Here is a 26,150-nt window from a genome sequence, read left to right as displayed (position 1 = left end):
CAACCTAGATTCAGCGCCGGCCCTGCAGCTTGGCAAAGGCCGAGGCCATGGCCGACTGCGGCGCAGGATCGTTGCGCCGCTGCGGCTGGGCATAACCCCGTTCTGCGCGGCCCGCGCCCTCGAAGCGGTTGTCGCGCGGCCCATCGCGGCGTGCCGGGGCGGCGTCCAGCTTCATGGTCAGGCTGATACGCCCGCGCGCCACGTCCACCTCCAGCACCTTCACCTTGACGATCTGCCCGGTCTTGACGACCTCGCGCGCGTCGCTCACGAACTTGTTGGCCAACTGGCTCACATGCACCAGCCCGTCCTGGTGCACGCCCAGGTCCACGAAGGCGCCGAACTGGGCCACATTGCTCACCGTGCCCTCCAGCACCATGCCCTCCTTGAGATCGGAGATTTCCTCCACGCCTTCGTTGAAGCGCGCCACATGGAAGTCGGGGCGCGGGTCGCGGCCGGGTTTTTCCAGCTCGGCCAGGATGTCCTTGACGGTGATGACGCCAAATTTTTCATTGGCGAACAGTTCGGGCTTGAGCGTCTTGAGCATGTCGGCGCGGCCCATCAGATCGGCCACGCTCTTGCCGGTTTTCTCGATGATGCTCTCCACCACCGGGTAGGTCTCGGGGTGCACGCCGGTCATGTCCAGCGGGTTCTCGCCCCCGCGTATGCGCAGAAAGCCCGCCGCCTGCTCGAAGGTCTTGGCGCCCAGGCCGCTCACCTCCATCAGCTGCTTGCGGCTCTTGAAGGCACCGTTGGCCTCGCGCCAGCGCACCACAGCCTTGGCCACGCTGCCCGACAGGCCCGAGACGCGCGACAGCAGCGGCACGCTGGCCGTGTTCAGGTCTACGCCCACCGAGTTCACGCAGTCCTCGACCACGGCGCCCAGGGTGCGCGCCAGCTCGCCCTGGTTCACGTCGTGCTGGTACTGGCCCACGCCGATGCTCTTGGGTTCGATCTTCACCAGCTCGGCCAGCGGGTCCTGCAGGCGGCGCGCGATACTGGCCGCGCCGCGCAGGCTCACATCCACGTCGGGCATCTCTTGAGAAGCGTATTCGCTGGCGCTGTAGACCGAGGCGCCGGCCTCGCTCACCACTACTTTTTCAATAGCTGCTTGCGCTTGACCCGCTTGGGCTGAAACCGTTTTTTGCATCAACTTGATGAGCTCGGCGGCGAGCTTGTCGGTCTCGCGGCTGGCCGTGCCGTTGCCGATGGCGATGAGCTGCACGCCATGCTTTTGCACCAGGCGGCCCAGCGTCGCCAGGCTGCCGTCCCAGTCGCGGCGCGGCTCGTGCGGGTAGACGGTGGCGGTCTCCACCAGCTTGCCCGTGGCGTCCACCACCGCCACCTTGACGCCGGTGCGAATGCCGGGGTCCAGCCCCATCACCGCCTTGGGGCCGGCAGGCGCGGCCAGCAGCAGGTCGCGCAGGTTGTCGGCAAAGACCTTGATGGCCACCTTCTCGGCATCCTCGCGCAGGCGCGAGAACAGGTCGCGTTCGGTGGACAGGCTGAGCTTCACGCGCCAGGTCCAGGCCACGCATTTGCGCAGCAGGTCGTCGCTCTTCCTGCCCTGGTGGCTCCAGCCCAGGTGCAGGGCAATGCGGCCTTCGGCCAGGCTGGGGGTATCGCTCCTTCCCCCGCTGGGGGAAGGTGGGGATGGGGGCTGGCTGGCGCTGGCGGCCGCGGCTGGCCCCCACCCCTGCCCTCCCCCAGCGGGGGAGGGAGTGAGTTCGGGCTGCACCAGCCGGGCCTCCAAAATCTCCAGCGCCCGGCCGCGGAACACCGCCAGCGCCCGGTGCGAGGGCACGCGGCCGATCGGCTCGTCGTAGTCGAAGTAGTCGCGGAACTTGGCGACCTCGGGGTCGTTCTCGTTCTTGCCCTCCACCTTCTTGGAGCGCAGCAGCCCCTCGTTCCACAACCATTCGCGCAGGCCCTGCACCAGCACGGCGTCTTCGGCCCAGCGCTCGGAGAGGATGTCGCGCACACCGTCGAGCACGGCAAACGTCGTGGAAAAGTCCGGCCCCGGCTTGCCGTCGTCCAAGGTGGTGGCGGGCTGGCAGAAGGCCTGCGCCTCTGTGTGCGGGTCCAGCGTGGGGTCGGCGAACAGTCTGTCGGCCAGCGGCTCGATGCCGAACTCCCTGGCGATCTGGCCCTTGGTGCGGCGCTTCTGCTTGAACGGCAGGTAGATGTCCTCCAGCTCCTGCTTGGTCGGCGCGGCGGCGATCTGCGCGCGCAATGCGTCGGTCAGCTTGCCCTGCTCGTCGATGGCCTTGAGCACGGCCACGCGGCGTTCCTGCAGCTCGCGCAGGTAGGACAGGCGCGCGTCGAGCTCGCGCAGCTGCACGTCGTCCAGCCCGCCGGTGGCCTCCTTGCGGTAGCGCGCGATGAAGGGCACGGTGGCGCCGCCATCGAGCAGTTCCACGGCGGCCTGGACCTGGGTTTCGGTGATTTTGATTTCTGCGGCCAACTGCCGGACGATCTGCTGCATGTGCCTGGAAAACGCGAGGAAAACGAAGCGCGGGAGTTTGCCATACGGCCCGGCGCACCCATGGCGGCCGCCCCATAATCGAACGCCAGCCATGCCCGCCCAGCCCTTTCCTATCCGCGCCGAATGCCCGCCGGGCAGCTGCGTATGCGCGCGCGGCGCGCTGTTCGAGGGGCTGTAGTTGCAGGACGACCTGTTCGGCGGCCCGCCGCCCGGGCCTGACAAGGCGCCCGAAAGACCGGGCGCGCGCCGCTCGGGCATACACCCCGCCGCCTGGGGTGACGATCTGCGCGCCCTGGCCGCGCGGCTGCCACCCAGCCTGCGCCTGGGCACCTCGTCGTGGAGCTACCCCGGCTGGCAGGGCCTGCTGTGGGAGGGCGCGCATTCCGAGCAGCTGCTCGCCAGGAAGGGATTGAGCGTCTATGCCCAGCACCCGCTGCTGCGCACCGTGAGCATAGACCGCAGCTTCTACCGCCCACTCACGGCCAGCGACTACGCGCGCTACGCGGCCCAGGTGCCGGGGGATTTCCGCTTCGTGGTCAAGGCGCCCAGCCTGGTCACCGACGCCCTGGTGCGCAGCGAGGACGGGCGCGCACGCGAGCCCAACCCCGCCTTCCTGGACCCGCTGCTGGCCGCGCAGGAGTTCGTCGCGCCCGCGCTCGAAGGCCTGGGCGCGCGCACCGGCGCCCTGGTGTTCCAGCTGAGCCCCCTGCCCTGGCGCCTGCTCGATCGCCTGCCCGAGGTGCTGGAGCGCCTGCGCGCCCTGCTGCTGGCGCAGCCCGCCCTGAACCAGCCCGACGCCGTGCTGGCCGTGGAGGTGCGCGACAGCGCGTGGCTGGCGCCAGAACACCTGGCGCACTTCGCCGACGTGCTCAGGAGCTGCGGCGCCACCTACTGCCTGGGCCTGCACCCGCGCCTGCCGCCGCTGGCCGGGCAGCTGCCGCTGTTGCGCCGGCTGTGGCCCGGGCCGCTGGTCTGCCGCTGGAACCTGCACTCCGTGCACGGCCCGCACGGCTATGCGGACGCGCAAAGGCTGTACGCGCCCTACGACCGCATCCACGACCCCGACCCTGACACCCACGCGCTGCTCGCGCGCACGCTGGCCGGGGTGTGCGGGCGCGGGCAGAACGCCTACGTCACCATCAGCAACCATGCCGAGGGCTGCGCGCCGCTCACGCTGCGCCGGCTGGCAGAACAGGTGGTGGGCGACCGCGCATCAGCTATTTGATTGATAGCTTCAAGCGCTTTCTGGAAGCCCGTTACACGACAAAAATCCTGACAAGGCGGTTCTGCAGCCGCGCGTGGTGGCGTCAAGCGCCGGCCTTGGCTCCCAGGAAGTGAAAGCGCATCAGCGTGCGCTCGCGCGCCCGCGCATGGTCCACGACGGGCAGCGGGTAGTCCATGCCCAGTCGCAGGCCGCAGGCCGCCAGCTCGACCGGCTTCATGGCCGCGGGAAAGTGGATGTGCGCATCGGGCACGCGCGCCAGCTCGGGCAGGTAGCGGCGGATAAAGCGCCCCCCGGGGTCGAACCGCTCGGACTGCGTCACCGGGTTGAAGATGCGAAACCAGGGCTGCGCGTCACAGCCGGTGGACGCCGCCCACTGCCAGCCGCCGTTGTTGGCCGCCAGGTCGTAGTCGTTCAGGTGCTGGGCAAAAAAGCGTTCGCCTCGGCGCCAGTCGATCCCCAGGTCCTTGGTCAGAAAGCTCGCCACCACCATGCGCAGGCGGTTGTGCATATAGCCCGTCTGCAGCAGCTGGCGCATGGCGGCATCGACCAGCGGGTAGCCGGTGCGTGCCTCGCACCAGGCCTGCCAGAGGTCTGGCGCCTCGTCCCATTGCACGCCGTCGTACTCGGGCTTGAACGACTGCGTGAGCACCTGCGGGTGGTGCCACAGGATCATGAAATAGAAGTCGCGCCAGGCCAGCTCCGACAGCCAGGTCTGCGCGCCCGCGCAGCCCTGCTCTGCCTGTGCCGCCGCCAGCGCCGCCAGCCGGCGGATGGAGACGGTGCCAAAGCGCAGGTGCACCGACAGGTAGGAGACGCCCTTGCGCCCGGGGTAGTCGCGCGCCTCCTGATAGGCCGCCATGCGCGGCGCGAAGTCCTGCAGCAGCCGCTGCGCGCCGCGCATGCCGGTGGGCAGGTGCAGCTCGTGCAGGTTGGTGCGGGCAAAGCCCAGCTCTTCCAGCGCAGGCAGGCGCTCGCCCGCGGGCGGCGCGGCCAGGTGCCGGGCATGGCGCGCCACCGGGTAGGGCCTGAGCTGAAAGGCATCCAGCCGCTGCAGCCAGGCGCGCCTGTAGGGCGTGAACACGCTATAGGGCCGGCCCTGCCGGGTCAGCACCTCGTCACGCTCCAGCAGCACCTGGTCCTTGTAGTCGCTGAAGGTAATGCCCACGGCCTGCAGGGCCTGGGCCACGCGCCGGTCGCGCGCGATGGCTTCGGGCTCGTAGTCGCGGTTGGCCAGCACCTCCTGCACGCCCAGCTCCTGTGCCAGCTGCACGATGCAGCGCACCGCCGGGCCATGGCGCACGATCAGCCCGCCGCCGGGGGCGCCGCCGTGCGCGGCAAGCTGCTGCAAGGCCTCATGCAGCTCCAGCACGCTGGCGTGGATGAACTCCACGCGCCGGTCGCAGCGGCTGGGCAGCGCATCGAGGATGTCGGTGTCGAAGACGAAGGCGCAGTACACCCGCTCGAAACGGCGCAGCGCGTGATAGAGCGCCGCATGGTCATCGCAGCGCAGGTCGCGCCGCAGCCAGACCAGGGCCGAGGTGGCGCCGCCCGGCAGCGAAGGCCGCATCATGTGCGCACCCGCAGCGAGCTGCACACGCCCGCCGCCGCCGCGCAGCCCGCGGCCACCAGCAGCGCGAGCGACTCGGCGCTGCCGTCGTGCCCAGGCCGCAGCGCAAAGATGGCCGCGAGCAGCACGGCGCCCAGGGTCTGGCCCGTGAGGCGCGCCGTGCCCAGCATGCCGCTGGCCGCGCCGCTCCTGTGCAGCGGGGCCGAGGTGACGATGGTGTGGTTGTTAGGCGACTGGAACAGCGCAAAACCGGCGCCGCACAGCGCCATGCGCCAGACCACGTTCCAGTCGGCCGGCTGCGCCGGCAGCAGGCCCAGCGACAGCAGACCGGCCGCGAACACCGCCATGCCGATGCCGCCCAGCAGGCCGTCCGGGTGACGGCCGATCAGGCGCCCGGCCAGCGGCGCCACCACGGCCGTGGCCAGCGGCCAGGCAGTGATGAGCAAGCCGGCCTCCAGGTGGCTGCGGCCCTGCGCCTCCAGCAGCAGGAAGGGCAGTGCCAGAAAGCCCAGCATCTGCGCGCAGAACGCCCCCACGGACGAGCCCATGGACAGCGCGAACACGGGTATGCGCAGCAGGTCCACCGGAAACAGCGGCGCCGCCCGGCTCCACTGGCGCCGCAGATACACCGCCCCCACGGCCAGGCCGGCCAGCAGCAGCCAACCGCCCGAGACAGCACCCGATGTGCCGCCACCCGCCTGCGCCGCAGCCCCCACGCCAAGGCGCGAGCCCCCCAGGAAGATCAGCGTGAACATGGCGCCGTTGAGCAGTACGTCGATGAGCGAAAAGCGCGGCCCATCGTGCTCGGACGGCGGGTTGGCCGGCAGCGCGCGCCGCCCCAGCCACCAGACGCCCAGGCCCAGCGGCAGGTTCATGGCAAACAGCCAGGGCCAGGTCGCCACCGACAGGATGGCCGCCGCCACCGACGGCCCGGCCATGGACGCCGTGGCCACGACCAGCGAATTGATGGCCATGCCCTGGCCCAGCTGCGCGCGCGGATAGATCAGGCGCACCAGGGCCGCGTTCACGGCCATCACGCCGGCCGCGCCCAGGCCCTGCAGCGCGCGCGCGGCGATCAGCGCCGGCATGCTGGCGGCCTGCATGGCCCCCACCGACGCCACGGCAAACAGCGCGATGCCCACCAGGTACACGCGCCGGTAGCCCATGCGCTCGCCCAGGGCCGCCAGCGGCAGCAGCACGATCAGCGTGGCCATCTGGTAGGCGTTGACCACCCAGATCGACTGCGCCGCGTTCGACTCCAGCTCGCGCGCGATGTCGGGCAGCGCCAGGTTGATCAGGCTGGTGTCGAGCACGGCCAGCGCCAGCCCCAGGATGATGACCAGCATGGCCTGGCCGCGCGCGGGCTGGGCCAGGCCGTCGGAGGTGGTGACGATCTGCGGACGGGCGCTCATCGCACGCCCCCGTGCGGGGCGTGATGGCAAAAGCTGCGGCAAAAAGTGGGAAACGGCATTCCTGCGATTGTCGCCAGACTCACCCGGGCCTGCCTGGCACGCGCATGAAGGCCCTTAAGCCGCAGCTATTCGCGGCATTGTCCGCATGCGCGTGCACACACAATGGACGTCGTCGATGATCACTGCCCACACCGCCATGCTCCTGCCTCCATCCTCCCCCGCGCTGCGCCGGCGCGTCGCCGCCCTGGCCCTGTGGGCCGCGGCGTTGGCCCTGCCGGCCATGGCCGCAGCCCAAGCGCAGAGCGGCGGCGACGATGCGCCGGTGCCGGCGGCACGGGTACCGCAACCGGCCCTGCTCCTGTCGCCCGACGGCAGCCTGGTGATAGACCCGCACGCGCGCCTGGCCTGGCCGCGCTGCGTGCAGGGCATGGTCTGGAACGGCAGCGCCTGCCGCGGCGTGGCCCAGCTGTTCAGCTACGGCGAGGCCCAAGCCCTGGTGCGCCAGCGCTGGCAGGCCGACGGCGTGCGCTGGCGCCTGCCGCGCGTGAATGAGCTGCGCCGCCTGGTCAACCGCAATGCGCAGCCGCCGTCGGTGGACCAGCGGCTGTTCCCGGCCATGCCGCGCGACTGGCTCTGGACGGGATCGGCCAGCGTCAACGCCAACACCGTCAACCCCTACGCCTACGGCAACGTGGCACGCGGCGGCGCGGGCGAGAGCAGCATCACCGTGCAGCAAGGCTGGGCCGTGCACATGGGCAGCGGCGAGGCCCGCAGCGACGTGGGCCGCGCCACGCGACTGCATGTGCAGCTGGTGCGGCCGGCGCCATAAGAGCCATGCCTTTCACTTTGGGCTGAATTGGGTTGTTTGGCTTGTATGGTATGCGTTTGCAGCTATCTTTTTTGGTGTGGGTTAGGGGGTTGGATGTGGCTGGCCGGGTCTCGCCCCGGCGGGCGAGGCACTTTTCTTTGCTTCGCCAAAGAAAAGTACCCAAAAGAAAAGCGACCCCAAGTCTGCGACCCCTTCGCTTGCGCTGCGGGGCAAACCTGTGTCGGGGCACTTGCGGGGTGTGCCGCAGAACTCACTACGCGCCTTTGGCGCTGCGTTCAAACAACTGCGGCAAGTCAGTCTACGAAGCATGCGCGCTGCGACGCGCATGCCACCCCGCAAGCGCCCCGCCCCAGGCGCAGCCCCAGGGATTGAACAGCCCGACACGGGCCATCGCTGCGCTCGGCCTGGCAGGGGGCGTTTAACCGAAAGCCGAGCGCAGCGATGGCCCGTCTCGCGGGTGCCCTTCTGGCCGTGCCGAGAAGCGCAGGGCGCGGGGCGGGCGTGTGCCGCAGGACACACGCCTTCGTCGTCTGACTTGCCGCAGTTGTCTGAACGCAGCGCCAAAGGCGCGTAGTGAGTTCTGCGGCACGCCCCGGGAACGAGCATCGCAGGTTGCCCCGTAGCGCAGCGAAGGGGTCACGGACAGTAGGGTCGCCTTTCTTTTGGGTACTTTTCTTTGGCGAAGCAAAGAAAAGTGCCTCGCCCGCCGGGGCGAGACCCGGCCAGCCACATCCAAACCTATAACCCATACCAAAAAAAGATAGCTGCAAACGCTTGCTAAAAAAGCCCCATACCCTTTTTACACCCCGATTCAGGCGGCACGCAGCACATAGCCGATGCGCGGAAAGTGCACGTGCAGGTCGCCCGCGCGCGGGTCGGTGCGCGCCAGGGTGTAGTGCATGCGTGTGGCGGCGATGAGCCGGCCCTCGGTGGGTTCGGTGCCAAAACTCTCGGCGGCCACGCTCACGCGGCTGCCCAGGGGGATGCCATGCTCGTCCTGGAAAACCTGGGCCGGCAGCGGCTGGGGAATGGCTGCGGCGGCGACGGTGATGGCGTCCTGGGCGCTGAACTTCTCGGCCCGGCCCTGGCCCAGCGCCGCCAGGCGGTCCATCCACTCCAGCACGGCCGGGGTGGCATTCAGGATGTCGGCCATCATGGGCACGCACTGGCGCGTGAACCACAGCGGGTGGTAGGCGGCGAAGTCGGCCACGCAGGGCTCGGCGCCAAACAGGAAGTCATGCTCCTCCACCATGTTGGCGATGCGCCGCAGGTAGGAGCGGTAGGCCGCCGCCGCGTCCTGCGGCTGCGGGTGGGCCATGCCCATGGCGTGCCGGTCGGCGCTGAAGGCCTGGGCCGCGCCGGCGGGATAGCTGGCAAACAGCGCCTCGGCCGCGCGCGGCTGCAGGTTGTAGGCCATGGCGGCGGTAAACAGCGTGGTGTCGGCCCATTGCGCGAACACGCGCGAGACGCCCTTGAGGTGCGGCGGGAACAAAGTGGGCTCGGGCCGCAGGTGCTCCAGCACATCGCAGATCAGCGCCGTGTCGCAATAGATGTCGGCGCCGATCTGCAGGAAGGGCGTGCGCCGGTAGCCTCCGGTCAACGCCACCACGTCCGGCTTCGGCATGACGCTGGGCACGATGACCGACTTCCATGCCAGCCGCTTGAAACCCAGCACGCAACGCGCCTTGTGCGCAAAGGGCGATGCGGGATAGTGGTGCAGTATGAGTTCGGTCATGGTGCAACTCCAGCGGCGATGCCAGGCCCGAATCATGCACCCGCGCGCCCGGCCCCTGCGCCGGTGCGTCAAATCAGCTTGACGAGCTGCTTGCCGAAGTTGCGGCCCTTGAGCAGGCCCAGGAAGGCCTCGGGCGCGGCGGCCAGGCCCTGGGCGATGGTCTCGCGCGGGCGCAGCCGGCCGCTGGCCACCAGGCCGGCGAGCTCCGCCAGCGCCTCGGGCCAGACCTCCATGTGCTCGCTGACGATGAAGCCCTCGACCCGCATGCGGTTGATGAGGATGAGCGCGGGGTTTTGCAGCGGCAGCGGCCGGCCGTCGTAGCCAGCGATCACACCGCACAGTGCCACGCGCGCGAAGGCGTTGGCGCGCAGCAGCACGGCGTCGAGGATGTAGCCGCCCACGTTCTCGAAATGACCGTCGATGCCGTCCGGGCAGGCCTGCTTGAGCGCCTGGGACATGGAGGCCAGGTCGCCATGCGCGCGGTGGTCTATGCAGGCATCGAAGCCCAGTTCCCCGGTCACGTAGCGGCACTTGTCGGGGCCTCCGGCAATGCCCACCACGCGGCAGCCGCGCGCCTTGGCCAGGGCGCCGAAGGCGCTGCCCACGGCGCCGCTGGCGGCGCTCACCACCAGGGTCTGGCCGGGCTTGGGGTCGATGATCTTCGTGAGGCCGTACCAGGCCGTCACGCCCGGCATGCCCACCGCGCCCAGGTAGTACGACAGGGGGACATGGCGGGTATCGACCTTGCGCAGCATGCCGGGCGCGGCGCCATCGGCCACGCTCCACTCCTGCCAGCCGCCCATGCCCACCACCTTGTCGCCCACGGCGTAGTCGGGATGGCGGCTCTCGGCCACCTCGCCCGCGGTGCCGCCGATCATCACCTCGCCCAGCGGCTGGCAGGCGGCGTAGCTTTTGCCTTCGTTCATGCGCCCGCGCATGTAGGGGTCCAGGCTCAGGTAATGGTGGCGCACCAGCACCTGGCCGTCCCGCAACGCGGGGGTGTCGCTGACGACCAGGCGGAAGTTATCCACCGTGGCCTCGCCCTGCGGGCGGTTGTCGAGCAGGATCTGTGAGTTGCGTGGCATGACTGCTGGCCTCCTGTACCGTGTTGATGGACTACATTTTCATAGCTTCTTACGCTTGCTGCATAAGCGTTTCAGCCATATTTGGCTAAAAACTCAATCGGTGGAGATGGTGCCCGCCGCCTGCCCCGTGGCCGGCTGGGCCTTGGGCACGTACTTGAAGGTGCCGGTGGACTGGCTGCACAGCTTGCCCTCGGCGTCATACACCCAGGCCTCGGCAAAGGCCATGGAGCGCGTGCGCTGGATCAGCTTGCCACGCGCCACCATGGGGCCGCGCGCCGGGCGCATGAAGCTGGTCTTCATCTCGATGGTGACCACGCCCATATCCGGCGTGTCGCTGCGCGCGGCCGTGGCCATGGCCACGTCCAGCAGCGTCATGACGGCGCCGCCGTGCATCACGCCGTAGGAATTGGTGTGCTGGGAACGGGCCTCGTAGTGCAGCTCGGACTCCCCCCCATGCATGCGCTGCAAGGCAAAACCCAGCTCTTTGACGAAGGGAATATCGGCTCCAAAATCCAGCACGGTCAGCTCCTAGAAAAAAATAAGGTCGCAAGAATAGCCGCAGGCTGCGCTTTACGCTTTGGCCTGCCGCTATCACCCACCCAGGATCGCGCTCACCCCGCCATCCACCGCCAGCCACTGGCCGGTGATGTGCTTGCCGGCATCGCTGGCATACAGCAGCGTGATGCCCTTCAGGTCCTCGTCGTCGCCCAGGCGGCGCAGCGGTGCCTGTGCGGCCATCTTCTCCTCGCCCATGGTCTCGATGAGCACGGTGGCCATCCTGGTCTTGAAGAAGCCCGGGCAGATGGCGTTCACGCCGATGCCATACACGCCCCACTCGCCCGCCAGCGCGCGCGTGAAGCTGATCACCGCGCCCTTGGAGGTGTTGTAGGCGATGGTCTTCATCTCGACCGGGTTGCCCGCCAGTCCGGCGATGGAGGCCACGTTGATGATGCGCCCGCCGCGGCGCGGGATCATGCTGTGCCTGGCGATGGCCTGCGACAGCAGGAAGTAGCCGCGCACGTTCAGGTTCATCACCTTGTCCCAGGCGGCCAGGGGGTAGTCCTCGGCCGGAGCGCCCCAACTGGCGCCGGCGTTGTTGACGAGGATGTCCACGTCGCCCATGCGCTCGAGCGTCTCGCCGGCCAGGCGCTGAATGTCGTCCTCGCGCGCGCAGTCAGCGGCAATCCAGCGCGCGTCGATGCCGGCGGCCTGCAGCTCGGCGGCGGCCTGCTCCAGGTCGCCCGCCTTGCGCGAGCTGAGCATGATGCGCGCGCCCGCCTCGCCCAGCGCCCGCGCCATCTGCAGGCCCAGGCCGCGCGAGCCGCCGGTGACGAGGGCAGTCTTGCCCGAAAGATCGAAAAGCTGTTGAACGGTACGGGCCATAAAGCTATCTCCCAAAGACTTTGATGTACCTGCCGCCGCAGCCTCGGCTTGCGGCCATGCGCGAAGCGGCAGGATCCTGGCCAGCTATTGTGGCGAGCCCGGTGCGGTCCGCGCGCCACATGGGTGATGCCGGGCCAAATTTTTGGCCATGCAAGATGGCTACCGGCGGCCAGGGAACGCGGCCCATCACGACGGCAGATGTCGGATTTTTTGACACCCCGCACGGGTCACGCCGCACTTGTGCAATGAAATCAAGGCCTTGAGTAACCGGACCGAAAATTGCTTTGATTTGCTTTGACGGGAATACCGCCGCTTCAAGGAGCATGCACCATGCAAAGCACCAGAACCAAGCGCCTGATCCACCTGGCCCTCTCCGCCTGCGGCCTGGCGGCGGCCTGCAGCGCATCGGCCGTCCCTTACTACTACGTTGACTGGACCAGCGCCAATGTCGCGGGCGGTACCGCAACCGGCGTCATGACGTTGCCAGACGCCTCGACGGTGGGCGTGACATTCAGCGCCACCTACGCCAACGGAGCGCCCGGCAACTTGTACGGCGCCCAGACAGGCGGCGGAATCAACTACTGGAGCCCCAGCGCGCCCTATATCAGCGCCCAGGTCGACAACGCGCCGCCGGGCACCGACATCATCCAGTTGAGCGGCGGCCAAAACCAGATCTATACGGTCACCTTGTCGGCCGCGATCAAGGACCCGATCATGGCCATCGTGAGCCTGGGCCAGCCCGGCGTGCCAACCACCTACGACTTTGATTCCCCCTTCACCATCGTCAGCCAGGGCACGGGCTATTGGGGTGGCACCAACGCGAGTCTTTCGCAGTTGCCCGGGGACATCCTGCGCGGCACGGAAGGGCACGGCACCATCCAGTTCCTGGGCACGTTCTCCAGCTTCTCGTGGACCGTGCCCACCCCGGAGACATGGCATGGCTTCACCTTCGGAATACGCACCACCGAAGCCCTGGAGCCAGGCAACTCGGTGCCGGAGCCGGCATCGCTGGCGCTTGTAGGCGCCGCATTGCTCGGCTGCGTCCTGGCGAGCAGGCGCAAACCGCGGCCCTAGTGTCGCGACGCACCCATTGAGCGCACCCCGCGCCATGAACCGGTCTTCACCTCGAGGCTCCGGCCAGGGCCCTGGCCTGCTCCACCTCCTTACACGAATACACACCCCGTGAATTACGATGCCCCGCGGGCGCGGCCACGGCATGCATGGCGTACAACCAAAGGCTGGACAACATTTCCCGGCCCCCAAGCCCCTTGCTCATGCCTCCTCAGAACACCGCCCGCTGGTACTTCGGCTGGAACATCGTGGCCGCGGCCACCGTGCTCACCACCCTGACCGTGGGCCTGCGCCTGGGCCTCGGCCCGCTGTTCCTGCCCATGGCCGAGGACCTGGGCTTCTCGCGCAGCCTGCTGTCGTCCATCGTCGCCGCGGGCATGCTGTGCTATGGCGTGGCCATGCCGCTGGCGGGCTGGCTGGTGGCGCGCCGGGGCACGCGCTTCGTGCTGCTGTCGGGCACGGCCATGCTGGTGCTGGCCACGCTGTGGGCGGCGAACGCGCGCACGCCGCTGCAGCTGCTGCTGAGCTTCGGCATCCTGATGTCGGTCGGCGCGGCCTTCACCAGCCCCGTGGCGCTCACGCCCGTGATCACCCGCTGGTTCCACCGCCGCCGGGGCATGGCACTGTTCTTTCTGTCCACGGGCTCCATGGCCGGCATCGCCATCATGACGCCCGCGCTCGGCCTGGCGCTGCAGCATGCCAGCTGGCAGGCCACGCTGCTGGGTTTTGCCGCCCTGTTTGCCGCCATCACCGTGCCCGCGGCGCTGTTCGTGATCAAGGACCAGGCCCCGCCCGATGGCGACGCTCCGCTGCCCGGCCAGGGGCCCGCGGCCAACCCCGTGGCGCCCGCGGGCCAGCACTACACGGCGCTGCAGGCCATGCGCACGGGCACTTTCCTGAAGATCACGCTGGGCCTGTTCGCCTGCGGCTTCAGCATGAACCTGCTGGGCACGCATGGCATGCCCATGCTCATGGACCACGGCTTCGACGCCACCACCAGCGCCTTCGGGATTGGCCTGATCGGGCTGGTGGCCATCCCCAGCACCATGGTGCTGGGCCACCTGGCCGACCGTCTGCCGCGGCGCAAGCTGCTGGCCGGCATCTTCTGCATGCGCGGCCTGGGCTTCTTCGCGCTGCTGCTAGCCGGCAACGCACTGGAGCTGTATGGCACCTCGGTGATCGGCGGTATCGCCTGGGCGGGCGCCATCGCGCTGTCCTCGGCCATCCTGGCCGACATGTTCGGCGTGCGCCTGGTGGGCGTGCTCTACGGCTGGGCCTACCTGGGCCACCAGCTGGGCGCCACGCTCAGCTCCTGGCTCGGCGGTTGGGGCTACGAGCATTTCGGCACGCACTGGATTGCATTCGGCCTGTCGGGGGCGCTGCTGATGCTGGCGGCCGGCGTGGCGCTGCTGCTGCCGGGGCGGCACCCGCCGGCGCAGCCCGCAGCCCGGGCCGCGGCATAGCCGGGCCGGCCAGGGCCGCGGGCGGATTGCGTCACAATCGAGCGCCTGCGCACACCACGCCGGGAATGCCCGGCAGCGCACTCAACTCCCTCAGACCCTTTCCATCCATGCCCTATTCCACGACCGCACGCCGTGCGGCGCTGCGCCGTATTGCCGCAGCCGCCGCCGCTGTCGCCAGCCTCTCCCCCCTGCTTTCCACCACCGCCCGGGCCGCCGAGCCGCAGGTGCTGCGCGTGTCCGCCATTCCGGACGAGGCGCCCACCGAGCTGCAGCGCAAGTTCAAGCCGCTGGGCGAATACCTGTCACAGGCCACCGGCATGAAGGTGGTGTTCACCCCCGTGTCGGACTATGCGGCCGTGGTCGAGTCGCTGGCCACGCGCAAGCTGGACCTGGCCTGGCTGGGCGGCTTCACCTACGTGCAGGCGCGCATCCGCACCGGCGGCACGGCCATCCCGCTGGTGCAGCGCGAGGAAGACGCGCGCTTCACCTCGCGCTTCATCACCGCCGACCCCGCCATCCAGGGCCTGGCCGACCTCAAGGGCAAGACCTTTGCCTTCGGCGCGCCCTCGTCCACCTCGGGCAGCCTGATGCCGCGCTACTACCTGCAGCAGGCCGGCATCCAGCCCGAGCGGGACTTCAAGACCGTGGCCTACTCCGGCGCGCACGACGCCACCGTGGCCTTCGTGGCTGCGGGCAAGGCCGAGGCCGGCGTACTCAACGCCTCGGTATGGGACAAGCTCGTGGAGACGAAAAAGGTGGACCCGGCCAAGGTGCGCGTGTTCGCCACTACGCCGCCCTACTTCGACTACAACTGGACCGTGCGCGGCGACCTGGACCCCGCCGTGGTGCAGAAGCTCAAGGCCGCCTTCCTGGCGCTGGATGCGGCCCGACCCGAGCACAAGGCCATCCTGGAGCTGCAGCGCGCCACACGCTTCATTGCCACCCAACCCGAGAACTACGACGGCATCCAGGACGCCGCCAAGGCCGCGGGCCTGCTGAAGTAAACCTCCGCCGCGTCCGGTCCGTCCCTGCGCGGCCTGCCGCAGCATATGTAGTCAAATCAGCCTGATTAGCGACATGTCTCAGACTCCTTCCCCCTCTGGGGGAAGGCTGGGATGGGGGCTGCTGGCACAAGACAGGCGCTTGATGTGCACCTACGCCACTGGCCCCCACCCCAGCCCTCCCCCAGAGGGGGAGGGAGTAAGGCGCAGACGCACTGAGATAAGTACCTAATCAGCCAAATCAGTCTCCAGCACTTGCCATGCAAGCGTTAGTAGCTATTTAATAAAGAGCACCGATGAGTTTTCAGTTGGACGGCCTGGACCTGCTGCACCCCGGCGGCCATCACGCGCTGCACGGCATCACCCTGGCCGCGCGCCAGGGCGAGGCCGTGGCGCTGATCGGCCCCTCCGGCGCGGGCAAGACCACGCTGCTCAATGTGCTGGGCACGGCGCTGCCCGCCACCCGCGGCGAAGCCAGCGTGCTGGGCACGCGCCTTGCCGGCACGTCGCGGCCGGCCCGGGCGCTGCGCGCGCGCATCGGCAGCGTGCACCAGGCGCCGCCCATCCCGCCGCGCCAGCGCGTGGTCACGGCGGTGCTGGCCGGCAGGCTGGGCCAGTGGCCCGCGTGGAAGGCGCTGGCCTCGCTGCTCTACCCCATGGACCTGGACGGCGCGCACGCGCAGCTGGCGCGCGTGCTGCTCGAAGACAAGCTGTTTGCGCGCTGCGACCAGCTCTCGGGCGGACAGCTGCAGCGCGTGGGCATTGCCCGCGTGCTCTACCAGCGGCCACAGCTGCTGCTGGCCGACGAGCCCGTCTCCGCCCTCGACCCCGCGCTGGCGCTGGCCACCGTGCGGCTGCTGGTGCAGGACTGCGCCGCGCGCGGCGCCACGCTGGTGGCCAGCCTGCACGCAGTGGACCTGGCGCTGGCCTGCTTCCCACGCGTGGTGGGCCTGCGCGGCGGGCGCATCGCCTTCGACCTGCCGGCCGCCGAGGTGACCGAGGCGCAGCTGCAGGCGCTGTATGCCCATGACGGCGCCCAGGCGGACGGCGGCCCCGCGCCGGGCGTGCACGCCCCTTCGCCCATGCCCGCCTACAACGCATGCCGCTGACGCCCGCCGCCCGCACCGCGAGCAATCCCCGGCGGCTGCGCGACCCCTCCGCGCCCCGCCGCGCCACGGCCCTGCTGCTGGCCGCCCTGCTGCTGTGGCCGCTGCTGCAGGCGGCGGGCTTTGACCCCGCGGCGCTGCTCGCCCCCGAGAACCTGCGCGTGGCGGGCGGCTTTCTGGCCCAGTTCCTGCCGCCCGAGACCGACGCCGAGTTCATGGGCTACCTGGCGCGCGCCACGCTGGAGACGCTGGCCATCGCCACGGCCGGCATGACGCTGGCCTTCGTGCTGGCCCTGCCCCTGGCCTACTGGGCCACGGGCGCGGCGCGCGAGCGCCCCACGCTGAACCCCGTGGTGCGCGGCCTGCTCACCTTGCTGCGCGGCATTCCCGAGCTGGTGTGGGCACTGCTCTTCGTGCGCGTGTTCGGCCTGGGGCCGGCCGCGGGCGTGCTGGCCCTGGGACTGACCTACGGCGGCATGCTGGCCAAGGTGTATGCCGAGATCCTGGAGTCGGTGGACGCCGCGCCCGCCCAGGCCCTGGCGCGCAGCGGCGCGCGCCGGCCGCTGGCCCTGCTCTACGGCCTGCTGCCGCAGGCGGCGCGCGAACTGACCTCCTACACCGTGTACCGCTGGGAATGCGCCGTGCGCGCCTCGGTGGTGATGGGCTTCGTGGGCGCGGGCGGGCTGGGCCAGCTCATGGACCAGGCCATGAAGATGCTCAACGGCGGCGAGGCCTGCACCATCCTCATCACCTTCATGCTGCTGGTGCTGGCGGCCGATGCGCTGTCGGGCGCGCTGCGCCGCGCGCTGGACGCGCCGCCCGCCGAACGCCCCATGCCGCTGGGCTGGCGCAGCGCGCTGCTGGTCACGGCCCTGGCTGGCGGCCTGGCGGCCAGCCTGTGGCTGCTGGACATGGACCTGGGCGCGCTCTTCACCGCCGAGGCCGTGCGCGGCATGGGCGAGTTTGCCGCCGGCTTCTTTCCACCCGAGCTTGGCGGCGGCTGGCTGCGCCAGGTGGCGCGCGGCATGTGGGAGACCCTGGCCATCTCCGTCGTGGGCACGCTGCTGGCCGCCCTGCTGGGGCTGCTGCTGGCCCTGCCCGCGCGGCGCGCGCCGTGGAACCTGTTGCTGAACCTGCTGCGCTCCGTGCCCGAGCTGGTGTGGGCCACGCTCACGGCACTGGCCGTGGGCCTGGGGCCGTTTGCCGGCGTGCTGGCGCTGGCGCTGCACACCACGGGCGTGCTGGGCCGCCTGTACGCCGAGGCACTGCAGAACACCCCGCCCACCGCCGCGCGCGCCCTGCGTCAGGCCGGCGGCGGTCGCGCCATGGCCTTCCTGTACGGCACGCTGCCGGGCGCGGCGACGCAGCTGGTGGCCTACACGCTGTACCGCTGGGAGATGAACATCCGCATGGCCGCCATCCTGGGCTTCGTCGGCGCGGGCGGGCTGGGGCAGCTCTTGTATGTGGAGCTGTCGCTGTTCCACCATGCGCAGGCCGGCACGGTGATCCTGGCCATGCTGGCGCTGTCGGTGGCGGTGGACTGGGCCAGCGCGGCACTGCGCCGGGGTATGAACAGGCCCTAAAACACGCCCAGGGCCAGCCCCGTGGCCAGCGCCTCGCCTAGCGCGCGGCAGCGCTCCAGCTCATCGGGCGCGATCTGCTTGGGCGCCAGGATGGCTTCGGGCGTCTGGGCGTGGGTGCAGACGATCAGCGGCTCGGCCACCTCCTTCAGGCGCCAGCCCGTGGCAATGCGCGCGATCTGGCGCGCCGCGTTCTGGCCGTCGCTGCCGGCGCAGATCAGGCTGGCATAGGGGCGGCCGTTGATGCGGTCCAGGGCCGGGTAGTAGCAGCGGTCGAAGAAGTCCTTGAGCTGGCCGCTGATGGCCGCCAGGTTCTCGGGCGTGGCAAACAGGTAGCCCTGCGCCGCCAGCACGTCATCGGGCGTGGCCTGCGCCGCGTGCAGCAGGCGCACCGCCACCCCGGGCTCGGCTCCGGCGCCTGCGCACGCGGCCTGCGCCATCTGGTGCGTGCCGCCGGTCAGCGAGTGGTAGACGATCAGCAGGATCTTGGGTGCGCTCATGCGCGCATTGTCACGCCTGCGCCGATCCGCAGCACGCCGACGGCAACTGCTCGGCCATGGCGCTGCCATCCGCAGGCAGGCGGGCAAGCACCCTCACCGCTGCAGCATCCTTGCCGGATTGCCCACCACCGTCGCGCCCGGCGGCACGCTTTTGGTCACCACCGCGCCCATGCCCACCACGGCGCCGCGGCCAATCACCAGCGGCGCGCCCGGCTGGCCCTGCTTGATGACAGCGCCGGTGCCGATGTAGGCATGGTCTTGCACCACGATGTTGCCGTTGCACTTCACGCCCGGCGCAAAGGTGACGAAGTCGCCCAGCACGCAGTCATGCTCCACATAGCTATACAAATTCGCATGAAAGTGCCGCCCGATGCGGATATTGCTGGTCAGCGTGACGAAGGGGCTGAGGATGGCGCCCTCGCCCAGCTCGACCCCATCCATGCGCACCACATTGGCGGCAGACACGGCCCAGGGCCGCACACCATCCTGCGCGCAGCGCAGCGCCAACTGCTCGCGCACGGCGCTGTTGGCAATGGCCAGCACCGCGTGGCGCTGGCGCGCCGGCTCGGCCAAGAAGCGCGCATAGCTCAGCAGGCGCTGGCCGTTCACTGCAACAGGCCCCGGCGCATCGTCCACAAACACCAGGCGCTCAGCCCCCACCCCGGCTTGGGCCAACTGCTGGCGCGCCAAAGGCATTACTCCACGCCCACAGCCACTGGCGCCATACACGGCATACAAATCATCTGGGTGAGACATGGAAAGCCTCCTTTTATTTCATTATTGATAGCTATTAACGCTTTTCAAATAAGGGGAAAACGCATATTTGATGCGTAAAACGATACCTTGCCATCCGAGCGATCGGGGCTGCCGGTAAAGCGCCCCATCGTCGCTTCCCCGGCCGCGCTGATGCCCTCGCGCACCCGTCGCCGATCAGCGGATACTTCTGGCGTTCTGCCTTTGCCCAACGACGGCCAACACGACGCAAACATGTTGCGTGTCATCGACCTCGTACAACACATGCTGGCCCATCAAGCTGATACGGCGTATGCCTTCGCCATACTCAGGAGCAGCTTCATACAAACGTGGATAGAGGGGGAGCTTCTCGGTACTGCTCAACAAGCGCTCGCATAAATCCAAAGCATCCTGTGGCGCGGCATGTTCGGCTACGTAGTCAAACAGGACTGCAATGTCTTCATGGGCAGCTGCGCTCCATTCAACGCGGTACATCGCGCAGTCTTTCAAACCGGCTTTGCAGACTGGCACGCACTTCCTGCGTCGTCAGGCCTGGGCGGGTATCTGCTTTGGCGGAGGCCACCTTGCGGCGGATCCACTCATCATGCTGCGCTTGCGCCAGTTCTTCATCCGCCAAACGCTGCAGCAAAGCCACCTGGGCTGCGCTATAGCCCTGGGGGCGCACCTGCGGCAAATTTTCTGCCAGGTCACGCAGGAAATTGGCGTTTTCATAATGGATGCTTGCCGTCATTGCCATGGCATGTACTCCTCGCGTGGTGCTTTAGTGGCTACCCGTGAATTTTCCCATCGTCGCTTCCCCGGCCGCGCTGATGCCCTCGCGCACCAGGACCTTTTTCACCGTCAGCCACAAAATTTTGATGTCCAGCCACAGCGACTGGTGATCGACGTACCACACGTCCAGCTTGAATTTGTCTTCCCAGCTGATGGCGTTGCGGCCATTGACCTGGGCCCAGCCCGTCACCCCTGGGCGCACCGCATGGCGGCGGGCCTGCTCGGGCGAATACAGCGGCAAATACTCCATCAACAAAGGGCGCGGTCCCACCAGGCTCATATCGCCCTTGAGCACGTTCCACAGCTCTGGCAGCTCATCCAGGCTGGTGGAACGCAAAAACCGGCCAAAGGGCGTGAGCCGCTGGGCATCGGGCAGCAGCACACCATCGGGCCCGCGTGCATCCGTCATGGTGCGGAACTTGACCATCTCGAACGGCTGGCCATGCAGCCCCGGGCGCACCTGGCGGAAAAACACCGGGCTGCCCAGCTTGCGGCGGATGAGCAGGATAAGCACCAGCAGCGGCAGGGCCAGCAGGATCAGGCCCAGCGCGGCGGCGGTGAAGTCAAACAAGCGTTTCATTTCACAAGGCAATCAAAAAAATTCAAACCCATTAACTTCTCCAATCCAAGCAAGCATCTGCCAATGTGGACATGGTCTTGGGTCACGATGCCCAAGACGTGAGCAGCAACCACCCGCTAAAGCACACACAAATGCCCAGCGGTCGCACCAGGCACTACGGCCAAGTCCACCCGGGCATCAAAGCTGACAAAACGGCACTGGTGACGCACCGCCAAGCCCAGAAGATACGCATCCGTCACCTGCCGGTGCCCTAATATGCGTTGCCAATGCAAGCCCCCCGCCTCCAAAAGGCTGTAATCATCGGCAATAAACAGGTGTGCAGGCGTGGCCATGGCTTGGGCCAGGCGCTCGGCCACCGCATGCAGCGGCAAGGCCTGGGGGTAGGCCGGTTGCGCCATGATGCGCAGGCACCCGTTTTGCGTCAGCGGACAAGACGCCCAGCCGTGGTGCAGGTTCTGCGTCAGCCAAGTGGTTGCTCTTTGATGATGCACATGCGCGCCATCCAGCAAGGCAATGAGGACATTCACATCCAGCAATACACGCACCGCCTACACCCCTTCGCCGTCGCGCAGCTTGTCAATCAGCTCATTGCTCACCACCACGCCACGCGGGGCAAACGGCACAAAACCGGTAGCCGATGCCGCATAGGGCGCGCTGTCAGCCGCCACGGCAGCCGCCGAGCCGGTCAACGCCTGGCGCACCAGGCGCGAGATCACCTTGCCCAGGCTGACCCCTTCCGCCCGCGCCAGCTCTTTGCTGGCCAGCAACGCATCCATATCCAAATCAACGGTCGTTCGCATGAAGGCTCTCCTTGAGGAGAATAATTTTATTGCATCAAGATGCAGATGCATCATGATGCGAGTCTCTCGTCATTCCAGGTGCTCCGCTTGGTTGTCCAGTGCGCGGGCGATTTCCTCTCAGTCTCTCAGGCTCCAGGCTTCAAGTGGTGTGCGAAGGTCTTGCGGAATTTCTCCACCTTCGGCCCCACGACGAAGGCGCAATAGCCCTGGCCGGGGTGCTTGGCAAAGTAGTCCTGGTGGTAGTCCTCGGCCGGCCAGTAGGTGAGCAGCTCCTGCAGCTGCGTCACCACGGGTGCGCCCCATGGCCCGCCCTGCGCCAGCTCGCGCAGCAGCTCCTCGGCCGCCTGCCTGTGGGCCGGGTCGGTGTAGAAGATGGCGCTGCGGTACTGCGTGCCCACGTCGTTGCCCTGGCGGTTGGGCGTCGTGGGGTCATGGGTGGCAAAGAAGATCTCCAGGATCTCGCGCACGCCGATCTGGGCCGGGTCGAAGGTGACGCGCACTACCTCGGCGTGGCCCGTGGTGCCCGAGCACACCTGCTCGTAGCTGGGCTCGGCCACATCGCCATTGGCGTAGCCGCTTTGCACATCGGTCACGCCGCGCACGCGGTCGAACACGGCCTCGGTGCACCAGAAGCAACCGCCGCCCAGGGTGATGGTCTGCAATGCTTGGGACATGGACTCACTCCTTGAAACACAGGCGCACATCTTAGTTTTAGGACACCAGCTGGAACCAGACCTTGTCCAACCGCTTGCTGCTCACCGGATACGGTGTGCGCAGCTCCTGGGCGAAAAAACTCACGCGCAGCTCCTGCAGCATCCAGCGGTATTCCGCCATGCGCGCGTCCTGCTGGCCCTTGCGCTCGGCCACCAGGCGCCAGTAGCGCTGTTCCAGCGGCTGCAGCTCCTTGAGCCTGGCGGCATCGCGCGCCGGGTCGGCGCGGTACTTGTCCAGGCGCACGGTGATGGCCTTCAGGTAGCGCGCAAAGTGCTGCAGCTGTGCCCAGGGGGTCTGGGCGATGAAGTTCTTTGGCATCAAGATTTGTAGCTGCCTGCCCTCGTCCTGTGTGGCTTCTGGTGCGTTTTTTGTATCTTTTATCTTGCGCTGGGCGCTGGCGTATTCCTGCAGGATCACGCCGGCCAGGCGCGCCACCTCGCTCGCGATCAGGGTCAGGCGGGCGCGCCCGTCCTGCACGCGCTGCTTGAACTGCGCCTCGTTCACAGGCAGTGGCTCCTGCAGGAAGGCGCGGTCCATGGCCACATCGATGATCTGCGCGCGCAGCTCCTCCTGCGTGCCCAGCGGCATGTAGGCCACGGCCATTTTTTGCAGGTCGGGGATGTTCTTTTCCAGGTACTTGAGCGCGTCCTTGATCTGCAGCGCGCACAGGCGGCGCAGGCCCAGGCGGTGGCGCGCGGCAGCCACCTCGGGCTCGTCGAAAACCTCGATGGCCACGGCATCGCCCTGGTCGATCAGGGCCGGGAAGCCGATCAGGGTCTGGCCGCCCTTCTTGATCTCCATAAGCTCGGGCAGCTCGCCAAAGTCCCAGGCTGTGTGGCGCTGCTCGGTTTTCGCTCCCTCCCCCTTTGGGGGAGGGTTGGGGTGGGGGCCGGTGGCCGTGGTGGCGGCAGCGGGGACGGGCGCGCCCTGGGACTTGCCCTCACCCCCCCCTCTCCCAGAGGGAGAGGGAGCAAGTCCCAGCTTCAAGCCCGCCAGTGCCTGAAACGCCCCACGCGCCTTGCCGCCCCATTCGGCCTTGAGGGCGGCCAGGTTGCGCCCCTGGCCGAGCTGGCGGCCATGCTCGTCGGTGATGCGCAGGTTCATGAACAGGTGCGGGCTGAGCATATCCAGCTTGAAGTCGGCGCGCTTCACGTCGAGCGAGGTCTCATCGCGCACCTGCTTCAACAGCACATCGACCAGGCCGCCCCGGCTCCAGCGCTCCTCCTGGGCAAACAGCTGCGCCAGGCGCTCGGCATGCTCGGACAGCGGCACGAAGCGGCTCCTCGGGCGCTGCGGCAGGCTTTTCAGCAGGGCCTGGATCTTGTCCTTGAGCATGCCGGGCACCAGCCATTCGGCGCGCTCCTCGCTGACCTGATTCAGCACGAACAGCGGCACCGTGACGGTGATGCCGTCACGCGCGTCGCCCGGGCTGTGCAGGTAGCTGGCCGAGCAGTCCACGCCGCCGAGCTTCACGGTCTTGGGAAATTTGTCGGTGGTGATGCCCGCCGCCTCGTGGCGCATCAGCTCGTCGCGCGACAGCACTAGCAGGCCCGGCTGCTCCTTGCCGGCGGCGCGAAACCATTTGTCGAAGGTCGCGCCGCTGTAGACGCCCTCGGGAATATGCTGGTCATAGAAGGCGTAGATCAGCTCGTCGTCGACCAGCACGTCCTGGCGCCGGCTCTTGTGCTCCAGCTCCTCGACCTTGCGCACCGTCTTGTGGTTGGCCGCGAGAAAGGGCCAGTGCGTCTCCCACTCGCCCTCGACCAGGGCGCGGCGTATGAACATCTGGCGCGCCTCCAGCGGATCGACGCGGCCGTAGCTCACGCCGCGGTTGTTGTAGACCACCAGGCCGTAGAGCGTAGCGCGCTCATAGGCCACGACGTCGGCCTGCTTCTTGCTCCAGTGCGGGTCGAGCAGCTGTTTGCGCAGCAGATGGCCGCCGACTTCCTCGAGCCATTGCGGCTCGATGGCGGCAATGCCGCGGCCATACAGGCGGGATGTTTCCACCTGCTCGGCGGCGACGATCCAGCGCCCGGGCTTCTTGTTCAGGTGTGCGCCGGGGTGCGGGTGGAACCTGATGCCGTGCGCGCCCAGGTAGGCCTCGCTCTCCTCGCCCTTGAAGCCGATGTTGCCCAGCAGGCCCGAGAGCATGGACAGGTGCACGGCCTCGTAGCCGGCGGGCTGGGCGTTGAGCTGCCATTGGTGCTCGCGCACCACGGTGAGCAGCTGCGAATGGATGTCGCGCCACTCGCGCACGCGGCGGATGTTCAGGTAGTTCTGGCGCAGCAGCTGCTCCCACTGGCGGTTGCTGAGCTTGTGGGTGTCGGCTGTCGGGGGTATTACTCCTTCCCCCTTTGGGGGAAGGCTGGGATGGGGGCTGCTTGACATAGGGCGCTGCCCCCCACCCCTGCCCTCCCCCAGAGGGGGAGGGTGTACCGAGCGTTGGTTCACGGGCAAGAAAGCCTGGTTCCTGGCCCGCCCCGGCGCCGCAGCCTGCGCCGCCATCTCCTTGCGGCTGGTCGCCACCACCTTGCCGCCGCGCGCGTCCATCAGCCAATGCCACAGGCGCACATAGCCTGAAAATTCGCTCTTCTCGTCGTCGAACTTGGCATGCGCCTGGTCCGCCTGGGCCTGGGCTTCGAGCGGCCGGTCGCGCACGTCCTGCACGGAAAGCGCCGAGGCGATCACCAGCACCTCGGCCAGCGCGCCGCGCCCGCGCGCCTCCAGAATCATGCGGCCCACGCGCGGGTCCAGCGGCAGCTTGGCGAGCTCGCGCCCCATGGGCTGCAGGTTGCCGCGCTCATCGACCGCGCCCAGCTCCTGCAGCAGCTGGTAGCCGTCGGCAATGGCGCGGCCCGAGGGGGCCTCCAGGAACGGGAAGTTCACCACGTCGCCCAGACCCAGGCTCTTCATGCGCAGGATCACGCCGGCCAGCGATGAGCGCAGGATCTCTGGGTCGGTAAACCGGTCGCGCTGGTTGAAGTCCTGCTCGTCATACAGCCTGATGCAGATGCCGTGGGCCACGCGCCCGCAGCGCCCGGCGCGCTGGTTGGCGGCGGCCTGGCTGATGGGCTCGACCAGCAGCTGCTCGACTTTACTCCTGAAAGAGTAGCGCTTGACGCGCGCCGTTCCTGCGTCAATGACGTATTTGATGCCTGGAACGGTGAGCGAGGTCTCGGCCACGTTGGTGGCCAGCACGATGCGCCGGTGGCTGTGGCTGTCGAAGATGCGGTCCTGCTCGGCCTGCGACAGGCGCGAGAACAGCGGCAGCACCTCGGCGCTTCTGAGCACCGGCGAATGCTGCAGGTGCTTTCTCAAATGGTCCGCGGCCTCGCGGATCTCGCGCTCGCCAGGCAGGAAGATCAGGATGTCGCCGCCCGCCCCACCGGCCCAGAGCTCATCGACGCCATCGGCAATGGCGTCGTTCAGGTCGTAGTCCTTCTTTTCCTCAAACGGCCGCCAGCGCATCTCCACCGGGTAGGTGCGCCCGGACACCATGATCACCGGCGCGGGGCCCTGCTTGCCTTCAAAGTGCTTGGCAAAGCGCTCGGCATCGATGGTGGCCGAGGTGACGACGATCTTCAGGTCGGGCCGCTGCGGCAGGATCTGCTTCAGGTAGCCCAGCAGAAAGTCGATGTTCAGGCTGCGCTCGTGCGCCTCGTCGATGATCAGCGTGTCGTAGGCTTTCAGCAACGGATCGGTCTGCGTCTCGGCCAGCAGGATGCCGTCGGTCATCAGCTTCACCGAGGCGCCCTTTTGCAGCGTGTCGGCGAAGCGCACCTTGTAGCCCACCACCTCGCCCGGCGCGGTCTTCAGCTCCTCGGCGATGCGCTTGGCCACGCTGCTGGCCGCGATGCGCCGCGGCTGGGTGTGGCCGATCAGCCGGCCGCGCTGGCCTTCGGGCGCGTTGCATTTGCCGCGCCCCAGCGCCAGGGCAATCTTGGGCAGCTGCGTGGTCTTGCCCGAGCCGGTCTCGCCGCAGACGATGATGACCTGGTGCTTGTCCATGGCCGCCATGATTTCCTCACGGCGGCTGGAGACGGGAAGTGACTCGGGGAAGGTGATCGAAAGGGGCATAGGGGCGGCGATTATC

General features: G+C 68.3%; 23 protein-coding genes. 7 read left to right on the top strand and 16 right to left on the bottom strand.

The window, feature by feature from the left end:
• Window positions 1-10: 10 nt before the first annotated feature.
• On the bottom strand, window positions 11-2,482 hold the full coding sequence (locus P7644_RS10355) for a Tex family protein (protein WP_404298851.1): 2,472 nt from the start codon (window positions 2,480-2,482) through the stop codon (window positions 11-13).
• Between the two features lie 178 nt (window positions 2,483-2,660).
• Between P7644_RS10355 and P7644_RS10350 the strand changes: the two genes are divergently transcribed.
• Window positions 2,661-3,707 (top strand): DUF72 domain-containing protein, encoded by a 1,047-nt coding sequence (locus tag P7644_RS10350; RefSeq protein WP_404298849.1) that lies wholly within the window; start codon window positions 2,661-2,663, stop codon window positions 3,705-3,707.
• Between the two features lie 82 nt (window positions 3,708-3,789).
• On the opposite strand, the gene P7644_RS10345 is transcribed toward P7644_RS10350, so the two are convergent.
• Both P7644_RS10345 and P7644_RS10340 read right to left on the bottom strand, forming a co-directional pair.
• Complete coding sequence (locus tag P7644_RS10345; RefSeq protein WP_404298847.1) at window positions 3,790-5,277, bottom strand: cryptochrome/photolyase family protein; 1,488 nt, start codon at window positions 5,275-5,277, stop codon at window positions 3,790-3,792.
• A complete protein-coding gene (locus P7644_RS10340; protein ID WP_404298845.1) occupies window positions 5,274-6,686 on the bottom strand; it encodes an MFS transporter in 1,413 nt (470 codons plus the stop codon). Before P7644_RS10340 ends, P7644_RS10345 begins: the two co-directional genes overlap by 4 nt.
• A gap of 175 nt (window positions 6,687-6,861) precedes the next feature.
• Between P7644_RS10340 and P7644_RS10335 the strand changes: the two genes are divergently transcribed.
• On the top strand, window positions 6,862-7,515 hold the full coding sequence (locus P7644_RS10335) for a DUF1566 domain-containing protein (RefSeq protein WP_404298843.1): 654 nt from the start codon (window positions 6,862-6,864) through the stop codon (window positions 7,513-7,515).
• 811 nt (window positions 7,516-8,326) lie between these two features.
• Here the strand turns inward: P7644_RS10335 and P7644_RS10330 are convergent.
• From P7644_RS10330 to P7644_RS10315, 4 genes are all read right to left on the bottom strand, one after another.
• A complete protein-coding gene (locus P7644_RS10330; protein ID WP_404298841.1) occupies window positions 8,327-9,250 on the bottom strand; it encodes a glutathione S-transferase family protein in 924 nt (307 codons plus the stop codon).
• Between the two features lie 68 nt (window positions 9,251-9,318).
• The gene (locus tag P7644_RS10325; protein ID WP_404298840.1) at window positions 9,319-10,335 is read right to left on the bottom strand and encodes an NADP-dependent oxidoreductase; all 1,017 of its coding nucleotides are present in this window, start codon (window positions 10,333-10,335) and stop codon (window positions 9,319-9,321) included.
• A gap of 93 nt (window positions 10,336-10,428) precedes the next feature.
• Window positions 10,429-10,854: a PaaI family thioesterase gene (locus tag P7644_RS10320; protein ID WP_404298838.1), complete on the bottom strand. Its 426-nt coding sequence runs from the start codon at window positions 10,852-10,854 to the stop codon at window positions 10,429-10,431.
• Window positions 10,855-10,926: 72 nt separating this feature from the next.
• Window positions 10,927-11,718, bottom strand: a complete 792-nt coding sequence (locus tag P7644_RS10315) for an SDR family oxidoreductase (protein ID WP_404298836.1) — start codon at window positions 11,716-11,718, stop codon at window positions 10,927-10,929.
• Window positions 11,719-12,048: 330 nt separating this feature from the next.
• Between P7644_RS10315 and P7644_RS10310 the strand changes: the two genes are divergently transcribed.
• From P7644_RS10310 to phnE, 5 genes are all read left to right on the top strand, one after another.
• Window positions 12,049-12,792, top strand: coding sequence for a PEP-CTERM sorting domain-containing protein (locus P7644_RS10310; protein ID WP_404298834.1), 744 nt, complete (start codon window positions 12,049-12,051; stop codon window positions 12,790-12,792).
• A 200-nt stretch (window positions 12,793-12,992) separates the two neighbouring features.
• On the top strand, window positions 12,993-14,252 hold the full coding sequence (locus tag P7644_RS10305) for an MFS transporter (protein WP_404298833.1): 1,260 nt from the start codon (window positions 12,993-12,995) through the stop codon (window positions 14,250-14,252).
• A gap of 107 nt (window positions 14,253-14,359) precedes the next feature.
• Window positions 14,360-15,256, top strand: a complete 897-nt coding sequence (locus P7644_RS10300) for a putative selenate ABC transporter substrate-binding protein (protein ID WP_404298831.1) — start codon at window positions 14,360-14,362, stop codon at window positions 15,254-15,256.
• A gap of 293 nt (window positions 15,257-15,549) precedes the next feature.
• On the top strand, window positions 15,550-16,362 hold the full coding sequence (locus P7644_RS10295; protein ID WP_404298830.1) for a phosphonate ABC transporter ATP-binding protein: 813 nt from the start codon (window positions 15,550-15,552) through the stop codon (window positions 16,360-16,362).
• Window positions 16,353-17,942: a phosphonate ABC transporter, permease protein PhnE gene (gene phnE, locus P7644_RS10290; RefSeq protein ID WP_404298827.1), complete on the top strand. Its 1,590-nt coding sequence runs from the start codon at window positions 16,353-16,355 to the stop codon at window positions 17,940-17,942. Before P7644_RS10295 ends, phnE begins: the two co-directional genes overlap by 10 nt.
• On the opposite strand, the gene P7644_RS10285 is transcribed toward phnE, so the two are convergent.
• From P7644_RS10285 to hrpA, 9 genes are all read right to left on the bottom strand, one after another.
• Window positions 17,939-18,439 carry a flavodoxin family protein gene (locus P7644_RS10285; RefSeq protein WP_404298825.1) on the bottom strand — a complete coding sequence of 167 codons (501 nt, stop codon included), beginning with the start codon at window positions 18,437-18,439 and terminating at the stop codon, window positions 17,939-17,941. The two genes, phnE and P7644_RS10285, sit on opposite strands and share 4 nt — an antisense overlap.
• 93 nt (window positions 18,440-18,532) lie before the next feature.
• Complete coding sequence (locus P7644_RS10280; RefSeq protein ID WP_404298823.1) at window positions 18,533-19,195, bottom strand: acetyltransferase; 663 nt, start codon at window positions 19,193-19,195, stop codon at window positions 18,533-18,535.
• Between the two features lie 174 nt (window positions 19,196-19,369).
• The gene (locus P7644_RS10275; protein WP_404298822.1) at window positions 19,370-19,666 is read right to left on the bottom strand and encodes a type II toxin-antitoxin system RelE/ParE family toxin; all 297 of its coding nucleotides are present in this window, start codon (window positions 19,664-19,666) and stop codon (window positions 19,370-19,372) included.
• Window positions 19,653-19,928, bottom strand: coding sequence for a plasmid stabilization protein (locus P7644_RS10270; RefSeq protein WP_404298820.1), 276 nt, complete (start codon window positions 19,926-19,928; stop codon window positions 19,653-19,655). Before P7644_RS10270 ends, P7644_RS10275 begins: the two co-directional genes overlap by 14 nt.
• 24 nt (window positions 19,929-19,952) lie before the next feature.
• Entirely contained in the window at window positions 19,953-20,543 is a 591-nt protein-coding gene (locus tag P7644_RS10265) for a sugar transferase (RefSeq protein WP_404298818.1), read from the bottom strand.
• Between the two features lie 116 nt (window positions 20,544-20,659).
• Window positions 20,660-21,088: a TA system VapC family ribonuclease toxin gene (locus tag P7644_RS10260; protein ID WP_404298817.1), complete on the bottom strand. Its 429-nt coding sequence runs from the start codon at window positions 21,086-21,088 to the stop codon at window positions 20,660-20,662.
• A 3-nt stretch (window positions 21,089-21,091) separates the two neighbouring features.
• Window positions 21,092-21,343 carry a CopG family transcriptional regulator gene (locus P7644_RS10255; protein WP_404298815.1) on the bottom strand — a complete coding sequence of 84 codons (252 nt, stop codon included), beginning with the start codon at window positions 21,341-21,343 and terminating at the stop codon, window positions 21,092-21,094.
• A 125-nt stretch (window positions 21,344-21,468) separates the two neighbouring features.
• Complete coding sequence (msrA, locus tag P7644_RS10250; RefSeq protein WP_404298814.1) at window positions 21,469-22,017, bottom strand: peptide-methionine (S)-S-oxide reductase MsrA; 549 nt, start codon at window positions 22,015-22,017, stop codon at window positions 21,469-21,471.
• 37 nt (window positions 22,018-22,054) lie between these two features.
• Window positions 22,055-26,134 (bottom strand): ATP-dependent RNA helicase HrpA, encoded by a 4,080-nt coding sequence (gene hrpA, locus P7644_RS10245; protein WP_404298812.1) that lies wholly within the window; start codon window positions 26,132-26,134, stop codon window positions 22,055-22,057.
• Between the last annotated feature and the right edge of the window lie 16 nt (window positions 26,135-26,150).

Origin of the sequence: Alicycliphilus denitrificans (assembly GCF_044792555.1) — a bacterium.
GTDB classification, from domain to species: Bacteria; Pseudomonadota; Gammaproteobacteria; order Burkholderiales; family Burkholderiaceae_C; genus Alicycliphilus; species Alicycliphilus denitrificans_A.
The sequence above is the reverse complement of the archived record's forward strand: the minus strand, read 5'-3'. Positions and strand labels throughout refer to the sequence as shown.

What these genes read in the sequence shown, in the direction of transcription:
- P7644_RS10325 (WP_404298840.1), bottom strand. Translation starts at nt 10,335, where the DNA reads ATGCCACGCAACTCACAGATCCTGCTCGACAACCGCCCGCAGGGCGAG.
- P7644_RS10285 (WP_404298825.1), bottom strand. Translation starts at nt 18,439, where the DNA reads ATGAGCGCACCCAAGATCCTGCTGATCGTCTACCACTCGCTGACCGGC.
- msrA (WP_404298814.1), bottom strand. Translation starts at nt 22,017, where the DNA reads ATGTCCCAAGCATTGCAGACCATCACCCTGGGCGGCGGTTGCTTCTGG.
- P7644_RS10340 (WP_404298845.1), bottom strand. Translation starts at nt 6,686, where the DNA reads ATGAGCGCCCGTCCGCAGATCGTCACCACCTCCGACGGCCTGGCCCAG.
- P7644_RS10255 (WP_404298815.1), bottom strand. Translation starts at nt 21,343, where the DNA reads ATGCGAACGACCGTTGATTTGGATATGGATGCGTTGCTGGCCAGCAAA.
- P7644_RS10310 (WP_404298834.1), top strand. Translation starts at nt 12,049, where the DNA reads ATGCAAAGCACCAGAACCAAGCGCCTGATCCACCTGGCCCTCTCCGCC.
- hrpA (WP_404298812.1), bottom strand. Translation starts at nt 26,134, where the DNA reads ATGCCCCTTTCGATCACCTTCCCCGAGTCACTTCCCGTCTCCAGCCGC.
- P7644_RS10295 (WP_404298830.1), top strand. Translation starts at nt 15,550, where the DNA reads ATGAGTTTTCAGTTGGACGGCCTGGACCTGCTGCACCCCGGCGGCCAT.
- P7644_RS10280 (WP_404298823.1), bottom strand. Translation starts at nt 19,195, where the DNA reads ATGTCTCACCCAGATGATTTGTATGCCGTGTATGGCGCCAGTGGCTGT.
- P7644_RS10335 (WP_404298843.1), top strand. Translation starts at nt 6,862, where the DNA reads ATGATCACTGCCCACACCGCCATGCTCCTGCCTCCATCCTCCCCCGCG.
- P7644_RS10355 (WP_404298851.1), bottom strand. Translation starts at nt 2,482, where the DNA reads ATGCAGCAGATCGTCCGGCAGTTGGCCGCAGAAATCAAAATCACCGAA.
- P7644_RS10275 (WP_404298822.1), bottom strand. Translation starts at nt 19,666, where the DNA reads ATGTACCGCGTTGAATGGAGCGCAGCTGCCCATGAAGACATTGCAGTC.
- P7644_RS10330 (WP_404298841.1), bottom strand. Translation starts at nt 9,250, where the DNA reads ATGACCGAACTCATACTGCACCACTATCCCGCATCGCCCTTTGCGCAC.
- P7644_RS10305 (WP_404298833.1), top strand. Translation starts at nt 12,993, where the DNA reads ATGCCTCCTCAGAACACCGCCCGCTGGTACTTCGGCTGGAACATCGTG.
- phnE (WP_404298827.1), top strand. Translation starts at nt 16,353, where the DNA reads ATGCCGCTGACGCCCGCCGCCCGCACCGCGAGCAATCCCCGGCGGCTG.
- P7644_RS10270 (WP_404298820.1), bottom strand. Translation starts at nt 19,928, where the DNA reads ATGGCAATGACGGCAAGCATCCATTATGAAAACGCCAATTTCCTGCGT.
- P7644_RS10265 (WP_404298818.1), bottom strand. Translation starts at nt 20,543, where the DNA reads ATGAAACGCTTGTTTGACTTCACCGCCGCCGCGCTGGGCCTGATCCTG.
- P7644_RS10345 (WP_404298847.1), bottom strand. Translation starts at nt 5,277, where the DNA reads ATGATGCGGCCTTCGCTGCCGGGCGGCGCCACCTCGGCCCTGGTCTGG.
- P7644_RS10300 (WP_404298831.1), top strand. Translation starts at nt 14,360, where the DNA reads ATGCCCTATTCCACGACCGCACGCCGTGCGGCGCTGCGCCGTATTGCC.
- P7644_RS10315 (WP_404298836.1), bottom strand. Translation starts at nt 11,718, where the DNA reads ATGGCCCGTACCGTTCAACAGCTTTTCGATCTTTCGGGCAAGACTGCC.